Annotated in this window: 14 protein-coding genes; 11 read left to right on the plus strand and 3 right to left on the minus strand. The window is 72.1% G+C overall.

The window, feature by feature from the left end; all coding sequences use genetic code 11:
• Positions 1–9 precede the first annotated feature (9 nt).
• The 3 genes from NW895_RS36895 to NW895_RS36905 all read left to right on the plus strand — a co-directional run bounded on the left by NW895_RS36895 (position 10) and on the right by NW895_RS36905 (position 3,466).
• Positions 10–798 (plus strand): ABC transporter ATP-binding protein, encoded by a 789-nt coding sequence (locus NW895_RS36895; protein WP_289941268.1) that lies wholly within the window; start codon positions 10–12, stop codon positions 796–798.
• Positions 795–3,167, plus strand: coding sequence for an ABC transporter permease (locus NW895_RS36900; protein ID WP_289941269.1), 2,373 nt, complete (start codon positions 795–797; stop codon positions 3,165–3,167). The genes NW895_RS36895 and NW895_RS36900 overlap by 4 nt, the downstream gene beginning before the upstream one ends.
• Positions 3,168–3,253: 86 nt before the next feature.
• Entirely contained in the window at positions 3,254–3,466 is a 213-nt protein-coding gene (locus NW895_RS36905) for a DUF4287 domain-containing protein (RefSeq protein WP_289941271.1), read from the plus strand.
• Between the two features lie 99 nt (positions 3,467–3,565).
• Here the strand turns inward: NW895_RS36905 and NW895_RS36910 are convergent, their stop codons facing one another.
• The 3 genes from NW895_RS36910 to NW895_RS36920 all read right to left on the minus strand — a co-directional run bounded on the left by NW895_RS36910 (position 3,566) and on the right by NW895_RS36920 (position 6,632).
• A complete protein-coding gene (locus tag NW895_RS36910) occupies positions 3,566–4,750 on the minus strand; it encodes a serine hydrolase domain-containing protein (protein WP_289941272.1) in 1,185 nt (394 codons plus the stop codon).
• Positions 4,751–4,863: 113 nt separating this feature from the next.
• A complete protein-coding gene (locus NW895_RS36915; RefSeq protein ID WP_289941274.1) occupies positions 4,864–5,574 on the minus strand; it encodes a response regulator transcription factor in 711 nt (236 codons plus the stop codon).
• Positions 5,571–6,632 (minus strand): histidine kinase, encoded by a 1,062-nt coding sequence (locus NW895_RS36920; RefSeq protein WP_289941321.1) that lies wholly within the window; start codon positions 6,630–6,632, stop codon positions 5,571–5,573. Before NW895_RS36920 ends, NW895_RS36915 begins: the two co-directional genes overlap by 4 nt.
• Before the next feature lie 233 nt (positions 6,633–6,865).
• Here NW895_RS36920 and NW895_RS36925 point away from each other — a divergent pair, with 233 nt between their 5' ends.
• From NW895_RS36925 to NW895_RS36960, 8 genes are all read left to right on the plus strand, one after another.
• Positions 6,866–8,209: an MFS transporter gene (locus tag NW895_RS36925; protein WP_289941275.1), complete on the plus strand. Its 1,344-nt coding sequence runs from the start codon at positions 6,866–6,868 to the stop codon at positions 8,207–8,209.
• A 16-nt stretch (positions 8,210–8,225) separates the two neighbouring features.
• Complete coding sequence (locus NW895_RS36930) at positions 8,226–8,888, plus strand: response regulator transcription factor (protein WP_289941276.1); 663 nt, start codon at positions 8,226–8,228, stop codon at positions 8,886–8,888.
• Positions 8,889–8,906: 18 nt separating this feature from the next.
• Positions 8,907–10,298 carry a HAMP domain-containing sensor histidine kinase gene (locus tag NW895_RS36935; protein ID WP_289941278.1) on the plus strand — a complete coding sequence of 464 codons (1,392 nt, stop codon included), beginning with the start codon at positions 8,907–8,909 and terminating at the stop codon, positions 10,296–10,298.
• On the plus strand, positions 10,295–11,287 hold the full coding sequence (locus NW895_RS36940; protein WP_289941279.1) for a TAXI family TRAP transporter solute-binding subunit: 993 nt from the start codon (positions 10,295–10,297) through the stop codon (positions 11,285–11,287). Before NW895_RS36935 ends, NW895_RS36940 begins: the two co-directional genes overlap by 4 nt.
• A gap of 70 nt (positions 11,288–11,357) precedes the next feature.
• A complete protein-coding gene (locus tag NW895_RS36945; protein ID WP_289941281.1) occupies positions 11,358–11,849 on the plus strand; it encodes a MarR family winged helix-turn-helix transcriptional regulator in 492 nt (163 codons plus the stop codon).
• A 99-nt stretch (positions 11,850–11,948) separates the two neighbouring features.
• On the plus strand, positions 11,949–12,422 hold the full coding sequence (locus NW895_RS36950) for a carboxymuconolactone decarboxylase family protein (RefSeq protein ID WP_289941282.1): 474 nt from the start codon (positions 11,949–11,951) through the stop codon (positions 12,420–12,422).
• A 339-nt stretch (positions 12,423–12,761) separates the two neighbouring features.
• Entirely contained in the window at positions 12,762–14,288 is a 1,527-nt protein-coding gene (locus tag NW895_RS36955; RefSeq protein ID WP_289941283.1) for a glycosyl hydrolase family 28 protein, read from the plus strand.
• Positions 14,289–14,487: 199 nt separating this feature from the next.
• A complete protein-coding gene (locus tag NW895_RS36960) occupies positions 14,488–16,557 on the plus strand; it encodes a glycoside hydrolase (RefSeq protein WP_289941284.1) in 2,070 nt (689 codons plus the stop codon).
• Positions 16,558–16,591 lie beyond the last annotated feature (34 nt).

The following is a 16,591-nucleotide window of genomic DNA, read 5'->3' on the forward strand; positions in this document are numbered from 1 at the left end:
CCTTGGCACATGACCACGAGGAACACGACCACGAGGAACACGACCACGACACCGGGCACGTCGGCCGTCCGGCCCGTCGAGCTGCGGTCGGTGACCAAGCGCTACGGCGCCGGGGAAGGGGCCGTCACCGCTCTCGACGACGTGACCCTGGACTTCGCCGCCGGGACGATGACGGCCGTGATGGGCCCCTCCGGGTCCGGCAAGTCCACCTTGCTGCACTGCGCGGCGGGCCTCGACCGGCCGAGCTCCGGCGAGGTGCTGATCGGCGGTACGGAACTGGGCGGGCTCGACGAGAACGCGCTGACCGTGCTGCGCCGGGAACGGGTGGGGTTCGTCTTCCAGGCGTTCAACCTGGTGTCGGCGCTGACCGCCGCGCAGAACGTCGAACTGCCGCTGAGACTGGCCGGATGCCGTCCGGCGGCGGACGAGGTGCGGGCGGCGCTCGACGCGGTCGGCCTCGCGGACCGTCACGGGCACCGGCCGGGCGAACTGTCCGGAGGACAGCGGCAGCGCGTCGCGATCGCCCGCGCGATGATCGCGCGGCCCGCCGTCCTCTTCGCCGACGAGCCGACCGGGGCACTGGACACCAGGGCCTCACGGGTGGTGCTGCGGCTGCTGCGGGACCTGGTGGACGGCCGTGGACAGACGGTCGTGATGGTGACGCACGACCCGGCCGCCGCGGCGTACGCGGACCGGGTGGCGCTGCTGGCCGACGGACGGCTGGTGGACGAACTGCCGGGTGCCGTCGGTGCCGAGGCGATCGCGGCGCGGACGGCCGCACTGGAGGTGCGGTCGTGATCAGCCTGGCGACGGTGCGGGAACGATGGACCTCCTTCCTGGGGTCCTTCGTGGCCGTGGCGCTGGGCGTCGCGGTCGTGGCCATGAGCGGGCTGGTCCTGCTGTCGGAGGGCACGGGGGTGCCGGAACGGCTCGCGGGGGCGCCGGTGCTGGTGCAGAGCCCGGCCGGAACGCGATCCGAGGGGGTGTTCGTGGAGAACCCGCCGTGGCCACCGGAACGCGCCGAGACGTTGCGGCGGACGCTGGCCGAACTGCCGGGAGTGGCCTCGGCGGTGGCGGACCGGTCCTTCTACGCACAGGCGGTGGGCAGCGAACAGCGGGCGGGGGAACGGCAGGGCCACCCCTGGTCGGCCGCGGCGCTCGCCGCGTACGGCCTGAGCGCGGGCAGAGGGCCGGCCACGGCGGACGAGATCGTCGTGGACGAGGCACTCGGCCGCGCGCCGGGCGAGACCGTCACGGTGCTGACGGCGCACGGGCCGCGGCGGTGGTCGGTGTCCGGCACGGTGAACGGCCCCGGCTACTACGTCACCGACCGGCGGGCCGCCGAACTGGCGGGCGGCGTACGGGTCATCGGGCTGCTCCTGGAGCCCGGTGCCGACCCCGCCCGCGTCGCGGCCGCCGCGCGGGGTGCCGTCGGCGGCGACGGCACGGTCCTGACCGGTGCCTCCCGCGATGCGCTCGCGCCGAGGCAGGACGAGATGACCCGCTGGATCGGCGGCCAGGTGCTCACCGCCATGGCGCTGCTCTCCGCCTTCGTCACGGTCTTCGTCGTCTCCTCGACGTTCGCGTTCACCGTCGCGCAGCGGCGCCGCGAGTTCGGCCTGCTGCGGACGATCGGCGCCACACCGCGGCAGTTGAGGCGCATGGTGTACGCCGAAGCGCTGACGGTCGGTCTTCTCGGCGCGGTGACGGGGGCGCTGCTCTCCGTGGTGCTCGCGCCGGCGATGACCGGGCTGCTGATCGACGCGGGTTTCCAGCCGGCGGGCTTCGAGGTGCGCATCCGGTGGTGGGTGCCGGCCGCGGCCGTCGCTCTGGGCGTGGTGGTGGCACTCGCCGGAGTGGGCGCCGCGTCGCGACGGGCGGCCCGGGTGAGGCCGCTGGAGGCGATGCGGGAGGCGGTGGTGGACAGCAACCCGATGACGCGACGCCGGTGGGCCGCCGGGCTGGCGTTGACGGGGGTCGGCGCGGTCTGTTCGGTGGGCACGGCCCTGGCGGGGGCCGACGGCATGGTGCTGCTGGCCCTCGGCGCGGCGATGGGCCTGACGGCGGGCCTGACCCTCCTCCTGCCCGCGCTGGTCGGGCCCGTGATCGGGGCACTGACCCGGCCGCTCGCCCGGCGTCCCGGTGCGACGGCCCTGCTCGTACGCGAGAACATGCTCACCGCGGTGCGCCGCACCTCCTCCACCGTCGCCCCGGTGCTGGCGACCGTCGCCTTCGCCGTACTGATCACCAGCACCGTGCAGACGACCCAGAGTGCCGACACCGCCCGGCAGGCCGCGGCCGTACGGGCGGAGGCGGCGGTGGTGCCCAGGGGGACGCCGGGCCTGTCGGACGCGGCGGTCGACCGGGTCGAGGGCACGGCGCTGCTGGCGACCACGGTCTACGGCGGTGAGGGCAGGGCGGCCCTGTCCGCGGCCGGGGTGTCGTCCGGCTTCCGGCAGGTGTACGCCGTGCCCGCGCCCCGGGGTGACACCGTCGTCGTCACGGCGGCCGTGGCGGCCGCGCACGGCTGGCGGACAGGCCACGTCGCCCTCCTCACGTTCGAGGACGGCCGTACGCGGCGGTTGCGGGTGACAGCCGTGGCCGACGACTCGATGCCGTACCAGGTCTTCCTCCCCCGCGAACTGGTACGCGCCCATGACCCTTCGGCGCTGGCGGATGTCGCCTACCGAACGGGTCCCGACGGGACGCGGCTCCCCGCGGGACTCGGCGCCGAAGAGATGCCGGTGGCGGCCTACGCGGCCTCGGACGACGCCGAGGAGGACCGGCTGGTCCTGCGGTTCACCCTGATCCTCGTCGCCCTGTCGGCGGGCTACACCGCCCTTGCCGTCGCCTCCACCCTGCTGACGGCCACCCTGGGCCGGGTGCGTGATCTCCGCGTCCTGCGCCTGTCCGGCGCGACGCCGCGTCAGGTGCTGCTGGCGCTCGCGGCCGAAACGTGCTGCGTCGTCACCCTGGGCGCGGCCCTCGGCCTGACGGTGGCCGCTCCCGCCCTGCTCGGCACGGTCCACGGCCTGCGCGAGGAACTGGGCCTGCCGGTGGAGTTGTCGGTGGCCTGGCCCTGGGTCGCGGGCGTGGTGACGGTCTGCCTGCTGCTCGCCACGGCGGCCACCGTCCTCCCGGCCCGCGCCGTCCTGCGGAGGGTGTGACCGGGATCACCGGCCAGGGCCGATTGCTTCCTCGCGCCGGGCCGGTCATACCGGCGACAGCGAGTGAAGGAAAGGAACCGACCGACGTGACCGCATCCGTGAAGGGCCCCGCCAGTTACTTCCCCTCCATCGAGAAGAAGTACGGCCGTCCGATCACCGAGTGGAAGGACCTGATCCGCGCCTCGCCGCTGACCCGGCACAGGGAGCTCGTCACCTGGCTCAAGACCGAGCACGGTCTGGGACACGGCCATGCCAACGCGCTCGTGGCGCACACACTGGCCGAGAACGCCGGCACGTGAACCGCCCCCGTGCCTGCGCGGGCACGGGGGAGGGCAGACCGAACAGCGGGAAGAGTCGCTCATTCCGCACCCCCCCGCACCAAGGTACCGGGCGTGCCGCTATGGCCTGCCGTACGCCGCCACCATGATGTTCTGCGCCACCTTGTTCATGTCCTGGCCCTTGGCGTCCGTGGAGTTGACGCTGTAGACCAGCGTGCGGGAGCCGTTGCGGGTGGAGGCGATGGCCGCGTTGTAGCCCCAGCGGCCGCCCGTCTTGCCCCACACCTCGCGGCCGCCCAGCTTCTTCATCGAGAGGCCGACGGAGTAGGCGGCCGGGTCGCCGCTCCTGAAGTCCGTCACCTTAGGCAGCGTGAACATCTCCTCCAGGAGCGGGCCACGCACCACCCGGCCCTGGAACAGGGCGTTGGTGAAGCGCTCCAGGTCCGCCGTGGTCGAGACGATGTCGCCGGCCGCCCAGCCGTCCGTCGTCCCCCACACCGACACGTCGCGCAGTCCGGTCGTCCCGTCGTCCAGCCGCATCGTCTGGTAGCCGTGGTTGTGCGGGCCGATGATGCGCGGGTTCGTCCCGGGGAAGTACGTGCCGTGCAGCCCGAGCGGCTTCAGGATCCGGCGGGCGACCTGGTGCTCGTACGAGTCGCCCGTGACGCGCTCGATCACCAGACCCGCGATCGTGTAGCCGATGTTGAGGTAGTGCTGCTTCTCGCCCGGCGCGAACTCCCGTCGCTCAGACGTCGCCGAGCGGACCATGTCCTCGGGGTCATGGATCCGGAAGCGGTTCGCGTACGCCTCCTCGACCGTGGTCCCGGGGAAGTCGGGGGCCGGGATGCCGTGGGTGTGGTTGAGCAACTGCCGGACGGTGACGTCCCCGTACGACGCCGGGATCAGGTCCGGCAGGTACGAGCGGGCACTGCCGTCCAGGTTCAGTCTGCCCTCGGCGGCCAGCTGCAGGGCGACCGCCGCCGTGAAGACCTTGGTCACGGAACCGGCGCGGAAGCGGGCGGACGGATCGGCCGGCCGGCCGGTCCTCAGGTCGTGCACGCCCGAACTGCCCCGCCAGACGCCCTCCCTTCCGCCGACCCGCACCAGCGCGGCCGTCGCGTCCGCGGTCGGCAGGCCCGCGATGGCGGTCCGCAGCGGGTCCTGCGGGGCGGGGTCCGTGGATGGTGCCGAGGCCCCGGCGGAGGGGGCGGACGGGGTGGACGCCGCGGCGGGCAGTGCCGAAGGGCCGGCCGCGACGCCCAGGACGAGCGCCGCCGCCAGCAGGGTGCGGGTCGTGTGCCTCATGCTCAACTCCATGGATGGGCACCCTTGTTGCTCAGGTGCTCTTGGGATGGACGGCTCCATCCTGCTGAGCGGCGGCTTGTCGTGGATCGCCCGCGCAGGCGGTCTTCGGGGAGTCAGTCCCTCACCGGCGCGGGGGAGGAACCGGGACGGGACGCTCCCCTGGGCGGGGGATCCCCGGCCGCGACCAGCCCCGTCTCGTAGGCGCAGATCACGGCCTGGATCCGGTCCCGCAGCCCCAGCTTGGCGAGCACATTGCCGACATGGGTCTTGACCGTGTGGTCGCTGACGACCAGCTCCGCGGCGATCTCCGCGTTCGACATGCCCCGCGCGAGCAGCAGCAGCGTCTGCCGTTCCCGCCCGGTCAGCACGTCCAGCCGCGGGTCGGGCCGCCGTCGGCGGGCGGTGGGGCGCGTGTACTGCTCCACCAGGCGCCGGGCCACGGACGGCGCGAGCAGCGAGTCGCCTCGCGCCACCACCCGTACGGCGTGCACGAGATCGTCCCGGCGCACGTCCTTCAGCAGGAAACCGCTCGCACCCGCGTGCAGCGCCTCGTACACGTACTCGTCGGAGTCGAAGGTCGTCAGCATCACCGTCCGGCAGTCGCCCGCCGAACTGATCGCGCGGCAGGCCTCGATCCCGTCCATGCGGGGCATCCGGATGTCCAGCAGCGCCACATCGGGGTCGTGCCGCCGTACCGCCTCGACCGCCTCGGCCCCGTCACCCGCCTCCGCGACCACCTCCATGTCCGGCTGGACGTCGAGGATCATCGCGAATCCGCTGCGCACCAGTTCCTGGTCGTCGGCCACCACCACGCGGATCGTCAACGCGCCACCTCCGCCAAGGACGGTGACGGTACCGGGATACGCACCCGCACCTGGAAGCCCCGGCCGTCCGGGCCGGGCCCGGTGACCGCCGTACCGCCGTGCGCCGCCGCCCGCTCGCGGACCCCGACGAGTCCGTGGCCGCCGCCGGAACCGGACTGCGGACCGCGTCCGTCGTCCGTCACCTCGATGCACAAGTCGGTTTCCCCGTAGGTGAGTTGTATGGACACGGTGTGGGCATCCGCGTGCCTGACCGTGTTCGTCAGCGCCTCCTGGACGATCCGGAAGACGGTCGCCCCGGTCGCGTCCGGCAGCGGACGCGCGGCCCCCGCCGTCCGGTGCACGACATCGAGACCACTGGCCCGGACCCGGTCCAGGAGATCCGGCAGCTCCGCGAGGCCGGGTTGCGGTTCGAGCGGGGCGGCCCCCGGCTCGTCGCCCTCGCGCAGCACCCCCAGCATCCGGCGCAGCTGCGTCATGGCGTCCCGGCCCGTCTCGGAGATCGCGTCGAAGGCGGCCTCCGCCCGCTCCGGGGCCGTACGGACCGCCACCGGGCCGGCCTCCGCCTGCACGATCATCAGGCTCACCGCGTGGGAGAGGACGTCGTGCATCTCCCGTGCGATCCGGGCCCGCTCGCGCGCCGCGGCCTGCTCGGCCTCGACCCGGTTGGCCCGCTGGCGGGCATCGGTCAGCCGCCCGAAGACATAGGCCGCCGCGAACACGAAGCCGGAGAAGGTCAGTTCACGCGCCGAGCGGGTGTTGAGCCACACCGACCCGGGCACGGCGACCAGCAGCACAAGCCCGGTGGCCAGCCGCTTGGCCGGCGACGACAGCGCGGCGATCGTGTAGACGATGACGAGCCCGGGGTACGGCAGCGGCTGCCCGGGCCCCTCCAGCGCCAGCCGGTACAGGGCGCTGGCCGCGATGATCGCGAGCAGGACGGCGACCGGAGCGCGCCGCCGCCAGACCAGGGGGACCACGGTGAGGGTCGTGAGCCCGTACGCGGGCCAGGTGGCCGGCTCCAGCTCGGGCGGGCGCGGCACCACGAACGGCATCGTCATCGCCGCCTGCACCAGCAGCGCGATCCCGATGTCGACCAGCAACGGATTGGCCGCCCCCAGCGCCCGGCCCCGCTGCCACCACCCCCGCACATCCCCGCGTATGTCCGCCACGGCTCCATAAGGTAACGGGCGCCCGGACCCTAAGAGACTGTTAGGACTTGCTCCCCGCTGTTGAACGGCCGCGCCGTGCCGCCGACTCTGTGTGCTCCCGGGCCGCAGACAAGGGAGTTCCGATGGCCACACAGACCACGGCCGTGCGCGAAAAGTCGCGCCGCGGCGAACGCAGGGTCGTCAGCAACATCGTGCGCGGATCGATCGGCAACCTGATCGAGTGGTACGACTGGTACGCGTACACCGCGTTCAGCGTGTACTTCGCCGCCGCGTTCTTCCCCTCGGGGGACCAGACCGCCCAGCTGCTGAACACCGCCGCGGTGTTCGCCGTCGGCTTCCTGATGCGGCCGATCGGCGGCTGGGTCCTGGGCCGCTACGCCGACCGGCGCGGCCGGCGCGCGGCGCTGACGCTGTCGGTGACGCTCATGGCGGCCGGTTCGCTGATCGTGGCGGTGACCCCGTCGTACGGCTCCATCGGGGTCGCCGCTCCGGTGCTGCTGGTGGCGGCGCGGCTGCTGCAGGGCATCTCGGTCGGCGGTGAGTACTCGACCTCGGCCACCTACATGTCGGAGGTGGCCTCGCCCGGCCGCCGCGGCTACTACTCCAGTTTCCAGTACGTCACCCTCATCGCCGGGCAGCTGACCGCGCTCGGCATCCAGATCGTCCTGCAGTCGCTGCTCAGCTCCGCGCAGATGGAGGCGTGGGGCTGGCGGATCGCGTTCGTCGTCGGCGCCGCCGGGGCGGTGGTCGTGCTGTGGCTGCGCCGCGGCATGGACGAGTCCGAGAGCTACCGGCGTGCCGCGGCCGAGGGCGGGGGCGAGGACCCAGGGAGCGGCCCCGCGCGCGGCAGCCTGCGGCTGCTGCTGTCCTACCCCCGGCAGTGCCTGGTCGTCGTCGGGCTGACCATGGGCGGCACGCTGTTCTTCTACACGTACACCACCTACCTGCAGAAGTTCATGGTCAACACCAGCGGCATCGCCAAGCCGACGGCGGCCTGGATCAACTTCTGCGCGCTGCTCGTGTTCGTCGTGCTGCAACCGGTCATGGGCCTGCTCTCCGACCGGGTGGGGCGCCGTCCGATGCTGATCGCGTTCGGAGTGCTCGGCGCCGTCGTGACGGTGCCCTCGCTCACCCTGCTGTCCCACACCGGCGACCCGGTGCACGCGTTCCTGCTGATGCTCGTGCCGCTGGCCGTCAGCTCCCTGTACACCTCGATCAGCGCGGTGGTGAAGGCGGAGCTGTTCCCGACCTCGATCCGGGCGCTGGGCGTCGGCCTGCCGTACGCGCTGACCGTGGCCCTGTTCGGCGGGACGGCGGAGTACGTCGCCCTGTGGTTCAAGAACGCCGGCCACGAGTCCTGGTACTTCTACTACGTCACCGCCTGCGTCCTGATCTCGCTGCTCGTCTACATTCGGATGCGCGAGACGTCGGACGGATCGCCGCTGGAGACCGAGGCCCGCAACTGACGCGAGGGAGGCGGCCGTGCACGTGCTGCTGGCGGAGGACGACGACGGTGTGGCCGGAGCGCTGACCGAGGCCCTGTACGAGCAGGGCCACCTCCCCACCCGGGTGCGCCGCGGCGAGGAGGTCCTCGCCCGGCACCGGCAGGCCGACCTGCTGCTGCTCGACCTCGGCCTGCCCGACCTCGACGGTCTGGAGGTGCTGCGCAAGCTGCGCGCGGTGAGCGCCCTTCCGGTGGTGGTCCTCACCGCCCGGGGTGACGAACGGTCGGTGGTGCGCGGCCTGCGTCTGGGCGCCGACGACTACCTCGTCAAGCCGGTACGGCTGGCCGAGCTGCTGGCCCGTATCGACGCGGTCACCCGGCGGGCCGCCGCCCCCGCCGCTCCGCAAGCGCCGCGCACGGTCCGCACCGGAGACGTCGAGGTCGACCTCGACGCACGCCGGGTGCTGGTCGCCGGCGCCGAGGTGCGCCTGACCACCAAGGAGTTCGAGGTCCTCGCGGCCCTGGCGGCCCGGGCGGGCACGGCCGTCAGCCGCCAGCAGCTGATGGACGAGGTGTGGGGCGACGCGTACCTGGCGGTGTCCCGCTCGCTCGACGTCCACCTCACCCAGCTGCGCGCCAAACTCGGCCGCCCTCAGGCGCTGACCACCATCCGCGGCTTCGGCTACCGGTTCGGCGACTGAGCCGGCAGGGGCCCACCCATGCGTACCCGGGTGCTGACCGTCGTCCTGGCCTTCGCCGTACTCGCGGTGGCCGGGTTCGCCGTACCTCTGCTGGAAGTCACCGCGTCCCAGCGCACCCAGCGGCTCGTCGCGGCGCGCACCGCCGACCTCGACCGCTTCGCAGGCCTTGCCGAGCAGGCTGCCGAGAGCGGCGACACCGGCGCGCTGACCGCCGAGGTGACCCGTTACACCCAGCTGTACGGCGAAGCGGTCGTGGTCGTCGACGCCCGCCGCGCCCCGGTGGCGCAGACGGGCGGCATGCGTGCCGCCGACCCGGCCGTCGCGCGGCTGGTCGACGCGGCGCTGCGCAACCAGCCCGTCTCGCCCGGCGGGACGCTGCGTCCCTGGTCCCGGGCCGACCGGCTGCTCGCCCGCCCCGTCGGCACCGGCACCCGGGTGTCCGGCGCCGTGGTGCTGCGCGCCTCGGTGCGGGCCGCCGCGGACGACATCGCCCTGCGCTGGGCGCTCGTCCTGGTCGGCGCGGTCCTGTTCGCCGTGGCCTGTGGGATGCTCGCCCGCGCCGCCACACGGTGGGTCGTACGCCCGCTGCACCGGCTCGACCGCGCGGTCGGCACCCTGGCCGCCGGGCTGCCGCCCGAGCACGCCCGGGCCGGCGGCCCTCCGGAACTGCGCCAGCTGGCCGCCGGCTTCAACCGGATGGCCGACACGGTGACCGCCGCGCTGGAGCAGCAGCGGCGTCTGGTGGCCGACACCTCGCACCAGCTGCGCAATCCGCTCGCGGCGCTGCGTCTGCGCGTCGACTCGCTCCAGCCGCGGCTGCCCGCCTCCGCCGGCCGTACCTACACGGGGATCACGGCCGAACTCGAACGCATGGAGCACCTGCTCGACGACCTGCTCGCCCTCGCCACCGCCGAACACCGCGCCGGTGAACTGGCGGTGGGCGCGCACCAGGCCTGGTGCGACGCGGCGGCGGTCACCGAGGCGCAGGCACAGCTGTGGCATCCGGTGGCCGAACAGGCCGGGGTCCGCCTGGTGTCCGACCCCGGGCCCGGCGTCCTCGTGGCGTGCGCGGAGGCCGAACTGGCCCAGCTGGCCGACGTGCTGCTCGACAACGCGATCAAGTACGCCGGGCGCGGCGCCCGGGTCGAGATGCGCTGCCGCGCCGAGGGACCGGACGCGGTGTTCGAGGTACGGGACGACGGGCCGGGCCTCGCCACCGGCGAACTCACCCAGGCGGGCACCCGTTTCTGGCGCTCCGAGCGTCACCGGGACATTCGCGGCAGCGGCCTCGGCCTGGCGATCGCCGAACAGCTGGTGACAGGGCGCGGCGGACGCGTCGAGTTCACGGCGGCCGAGCCGCACGGCCTGCGGGTCCGGGTCGTCCTCCCGCGCGCCGAGGACCCGGCATGACCGGCCCCACCCGCCGCACCGCCCTGCGCGCGGCACTCGGCACGGCATGCGCCGGACTGCTCGCGGGCGCCACGACGGCCGACGCCCGCCGCGCGGACCATGGCCCGGTGGGCACGGTGCGCATCGCGACGGGCGAGTCCGACGGTTTCTACGCGGCCTTCGGCCGGCTGCTGGCCGACCAGGTCGCGGCGGCCTACCCCCGGCTGTCCTGCGAGGTGATCACCAGCGAGGGCAGCGTGGCCAACGTGCGGCTGCTCCAGGCGCGCCGGGCCGAAGTGGCGCTGGCCCTGGCCGACATCGCGTGGGCCGCGTACGGCGGCGCGGCGCCCTTCGCCCGCGGTGTCCCGCTGTACGCGATCGGCCGGGTGTACGAGAACTACGCACAGCTGGCCGTACGCGCGGACGCGCCCATCCGTACCGTCGCCGACCTGGCGGGCCGCACCGTCTCGCTGGGCGCGCCGGCGTCCGGCGGTGCGGTGCTCGGCGACCGTCTGTTGCGCGCGGCGGGCCTGACGCCGGGCACGGACGTACGGGTCCGGCATCTGCTGATGCCGCAGGCGGCGCGCGCGATGCGGGACGGCGCCATCGACGCGCTGCTGGTCGCGGGCGGCGTACCGCTGCCGGTGCTGTCCGCGCTGGGCACCCGCCCCGGCATCCGCCTCCTCCCCCTGGCCACCCTGCTGCCCCGCCTGCGGGCCGGCGGGGGGCAGGCGGGTTCGGGCCTCGAAGCGGTGACCGTGCCGGCGGGGGCGTACCCGGGAACGACCGAGGTGGCCACCATAGGAGTCGCCAACCTCCTCCTGTGCCGCCCCGACCTGCCCGGCCCCGTCGCCGCGGCCCTCACCCGCGTCCTGGTCCGGCGCGCCACCCACCTGGTGCCCACGGCGGCCCTCGGCACCCAGTTCCTCGACGTCCGCAGCCTGATCTCCACCGGTGTCGTGCCCCTGCACGCCGGGGCGGTCGCGGCCTACCGCGAACTGCACGGTTAGTGCTCCTGAGTTGCAGTGAATGCCGCGTTCCGATGGTGCGGTGCGGAAGGTGGAATGTAGCGTCGCGATCATGGAATTACAGACCGGAACCCTCACTGACCAGGCGCCGGCGAACCCGGCCGCCACCGATGACATGCTGGCCACTCAGCCGGTCGGCTACTGGTGCGGCCTGACTCATGCGACCGTCACCCGGCACCTGCGTGACGCCATGGCCAAGATCGACGTCACGCAGCCGCAGTACTGGGTACTCAACCGCGTGAACGGCGGTCCCGCAGCGCCGAGTCGCGAGGAGGTCGTCGCGCAGCTGACGCACCTCGCCGACGGGCCGCACGAAATCGCCCGGGTCGTCGACCAGTTGCTCCACCGCGAATGGCTCCGGACCGACGACGGGCAGCGCCTGCACCTCACGGAGGCCGGGGAGGCCGCCAGAGCGCGGCTCCGTGAGCTGGCGACCGAGGTGCGCGCCGTGGTCCACCAGGGCATCAGCGACGAAGAGTACGTGGCCGCGCTCAAGGTGCTGCGCAGGATGGTGGCCAATGTCGAGGGCGCCGGGGGCTCCTAGCCATCCGCCGTCGGAGCACTTCACGGACCGTCATGTCACATCCTGCCGCGCTGCTTCGTCGGGGAGGTGTAAGCGTCCGTAACCACAAGGGAGTTGACCATGGAAGCGCGCCTGAACCTCTTCGCCAGCCCCGTCGCGAACAAGTTCGTGAAGCACCTCGTCTCCGCGGGCAAGGTGCTGGAGGACTCGACCCTGCCGGCCTCGATCGGCCATCTGGTGACGCTCCGCGCCAGCCAGATCAACGGCTGCGGTTTCTGCGTCGACATGCACACCAAGGACGCCGCGGCCGCGGGGGAGACCCAGCAGCGCCTCAACCTGGTGGCGGCCTGGCGGGAGGCCAAGGTGTTCACCGACGCCGAGCGCGCCGCCCTGGAGCTGACGGAACAGGGCACCCGCATCGCCGACGCGGCCGGCGGTGTCACGGACGACGCCTGGGCGAACGCCGCCAAGCACTTCGACGAGGAGCAGCTCGCCGCCCTGGTGTCCATGATCGCCCTCATCAACACGTTCAACCGCCTGAACGTCATCGTCCAGCAGCCCGCCGGCGACTACCAGCCCGGCCAGTTCGGATGACGAGGGGCGCCTGACGGGAGCACCAGCCGGACGCAACCCCCCAGGTCTCTGACCTGGGGGGTTGCGGCGCTCGGCCCCAACCGGGCCGGTTAGAAACCGGTTGCAGCCCAGTCGCACGACGGGGGGTGTCCGACCGGCCCGCCGACGCCGTACCGCCCTGGCCACAGCGCAGACCATAGGAGGGCACCACTTAGAAACCGGTTGTTTCGAAAATCGGCCGATCCCTTGACGCAGATTTTGCTCGTGCCGCAGATTTCCGCGTGGCGGGTCAGTCCGTCGCCCACACGCCCACCTCCGGCTGCAGATGGCCACCCATCCACGTCCCGTCAAGGAGCCACCATGAGCCCGTCACCGTCCCGGCGAACCACCCTCCAGGGCGTCGGCGCACTCGCTGTCGCAGGCCTGGCCGGCAGCCTCGCGAGCACCGCCCAGGCGGCCGCTGCCACGGCGGATGAGACCGCCGCTCAGGACATCGTCATCAAGCACCCGACCCTTCCGCAGGTGCCGGTCAACAACGCCTTCACGGTCAAGGTCCGCCCGCTCGGCGGCACCTGGCAGAGACTCGACGTCTACCTGGCCAGGCTCGCGCTGATCGACCCCGTCACCGGCAGCAACAGGGCCCAGAACTCCTCCGTGGCCATGTTCGACTTCTCCGGCACCGTCGAGGTCGAGGTCACCTACAACCCGGGCGGCTTCGAGAAGGCCCGCGTCCGCCCCGACTCGTACGGCATCAAGCCCGAGGTGCTCGGGAGCAGCGTACGGTTCACTCTGGACCGGCCCCGCAACGTCGTCGTCCAGCTCGACGACAAGATCTTCGACTGCCTGCACCTGCTCGCGAACCCGATCGAGCAGGACCCGCCCGCCGAGGGCGACAAGAAGGTCATGTACTTCGGGCCCGGACTGCACACCACCCCCGACCGGACGCTGAAGGTGCCGAGCGGCACCACCGTCTATCTGGCCGCGGGTGCCGTCCTCACCTCCCAGGTGATCTTCGAGAACGTGGAGAACGCCCGGCTGACCGGCCGCGGCGTGCTCTACAACTCCCCCGTCGGCGCGATGTTCGTCCGCAAGTGCGAGAACATCACCATCGACGGCGTCACGATCCTCAACCCCCGGTACGAGAACGTCCGGGTCGCCGAGACCCGGAACCTCACCATCAACAACCTGCGCGCCTTCAGCCATCAGGGCTGGGGCGACGGCATCCAGCTCTACTGCTCCGAGAACGTCACGGTCGACGGCTGCTTCCTGCGCACGTCCGACGACTCCGTCGCCCTCTACACCCACCGCTGGGACTTCTACGGCGACACCCGCAACATCACCGTCAGGAACTGCTCCCTGTGGGCCGACGTCGCCCACCCCATCAACATCGGCGTGCACGGCAACTCCGACACCCCCGAGGTGCTGGAGAACCTGAACTTCGAGAACATTGACATCCTCGACCACCGTGAGCCGCAGGTGACGTACCAGGGCGCCATCGCCTTCATGGTCGGTGACAGCAACCTCGTCCGGGACGTCACGTTCGACAACATCCGCGTGGAGGACTTCCGCTGGGGCCAGCTCATCCACATGCGGGTCGAGTACAACCCGAAGTACAACACCTCGGCCGGCCGCGGCATCGAGTCCGTCTACATCAAGGACCTCAGCTACAACGGCAAGAACGCCGACCTCTCGGTGATGATGGGCCTCAGCGAGGAGCGCCTCGTCAAGGACGTCACCTTCGAGAACCTCCGCGTCAACGGCCGGGTGATCGCCGACAGCACGGGCAAGCCGAGGTGGTACCTGGCCTCCGACGGCGTGCCGATGCTCGTCAACGAGTACGTCAAGAACCTCCGCTTCCTCACCACCGAGGAGGCCGCGGCCCTCTGACCGCGGCGGCCGGCCCCGGCGTCTCCTCGGGGACGCCGGGGCCGATGGCGGGATCCCGCCGGCCCGTGCTTCGCAACTTTCGGTACTTGACGACTTCTTGACCCTTCGGATCGGGGCGGTGTAGACATCACGCCGTCGGATGTTTACGTAAACATGACAGCAGCCGGCGAAGCACACGGAAGAGTGGGAGCACCCCGAGATGGCACAGCGCACCCGCAAGAAACGGCTCCTGGGGGCCATCGGCATCACCGCACTCGCGACCGGGACCGTTCTGGCCACCACCTCGCTGCCGGCAGCGCACGCCGGGACGACGGCCGCCACCGCTTCGGTCACCGTCCGGCCCGACCCCTCCTACAAGCAGCAGAAGTTCGAGGGCTGGGGCACCAGCCTGGTCTGGTTCGCCAACGCCACCGGCGACTACCCGCCCGCGATACGGGAGAAGCTCGCCAAGCTCCTCTTCGGTGACGACGGCCTCGCCCTGAACATCGCCCGCTACAACATCGGCGGCGGCAACGCCCCGGACGTCAAGGACTACCTCCGTGCCGGAGGCGCGGTCGAGGGCTGGTGGAAGGCCCCGGCGGGCACCACCCGCGAGGACGTCGACTGGTGGGACGCCGACGACCCCGCCGACTGGAACGACAAGGCCGACGCCACCCAGCGCTGGTGGGTGGACCGCATCAAGAAGGACATCACCCACTGGGAGGCGTTCAGCAACTCGCCGCCCTGGTTCATGACCGAGAGCGGATACGTCTCCGGCAACTTCGACGCGGGCAAGGACCAGCTGAAGACCGAGTCCGTCGACGACTTCGCCAAGTACCTGGTGGGTGCCACCGAGCGGCTGGAGAAGGCGCACGGCATCAAGGTCGACACGCTGGACCCGTTCAACGAGCCGAACACCAACTACTGGGGCACCAAGCTCGGCCCGGACGGAGAGCCCGTGGGCGGCCGCCAGGAGGGCGCCCACATGGGCCCCGAGCTCCAGCAGAAGGTGCTCCGCGCGCTGGGCCCGGTCCTGGAGAAGTCCCGCACCGGCGCGGAGATCTCCGCGATGGACGAGACCAACCCCGGCACCTTCGCCACCAACTGGAACTCCTATCCCCAGGAAGTGCGCGACCTGGTCGGCCAGATGAACGTCCACACCTACGGCACCGGACAGCGCACCAGCGTGCGCGACCTGGCCAAGGCCGCCGACAAGCCGCTGTGGATGAGCGAGGTCGAGGGCGACTGGGGCGACGGCCAGAGCTTCACGGACATGCGGCCCGGCCTGGGCCTCGCCCAGCGCATGGTCGACGACCTGCGTGAACTGGAGCCACGGGCCTGGGTGTTCTGGCAGCCCGTCGAGGACTACGACAACATGAAGCCGGGTGGCGAGTCCGCGAAGGGCGGCAACTGGGGCGAGATCCAGATCCCCTTCAGCTGCACCTCGAAGGACACCCTCGAGACCTGCCCGATCTACACCAACACCAAGTTCGACACCGCCCGGAACTTCACCCACTACATCAAGCCCGGCGACCGGCTGATCAAGACGGACGACACCTCCAGCACCGCGGCGGTCTCCCGGAAGGGCGACGCGGCGACCGTCGTCCACGTCAACAGCACCACCGAGGCGCGTGAGGTCACGCTCGACCTGTCGAAGTTCGGCCGGATCTCCTCCCGTGCCACCGTCACCCCGGTGGTGACCAGCGCCGACGGCAAGCTGGCGAAGCAGAAGGCCGTCCGGGTCACCGGCGAGCAGGCCACGATCACCGTGCCCGCCCAGTCCGTGACCTCCTTCCTCGTCAAGGGCGTCTCCGGCGTCGCCGAGGACGCGGCCGAACTGCGCAAGGGCCACACCTACCGGCTGACCGGCGTCCAGAGCGGCAAGGACCTCACCATCGCCGACAACGGCACCGGGCTCGTCATCAGGAGCGCCGACGCCTCCGACCCGAGCGGTCAGCAGTGGCGGGTGGAGCAGATCCGAGGCACCGACAACCGCAAGCGGTACGTCCTCACCGAGGCCACCGAGGACAAGCGCCTGGCCGTCCGGGACGGTGCCCTGGTGGCCGAGCCCGACGAGGGCCGCCGTGACAGCGCCGCCCAGTGGATCATGTCGACGACCGGCGACGGCACCTGGACCCTCGTCAACGCCGCCACCGGCCGGCTCGCGGACGTCTCCGGCCAGTCCACGAACGAGGGCGCCGGCGTCGGGGTGTGGCTGCCGAACTCCGGTGCCAACCAGCGCTGGAAGGTGACCGACGTGACGGGCGACGGCGGTTCACAGGCCGGGTAGCGTCCCGGCGACGGCATGACGAACGCCCCCGGAC

The sequence above is a fragment of the Streptomyces sp. S.PNR 29 genome (assembly GCF_030386795.1).
In the GTDB taxonomy this organism is placed as follows: domain Bacteria; phylum Actinomycetota; class Actinomycetes; order Streptomycetales; family Streptomycetaceae; genus Streptomyces.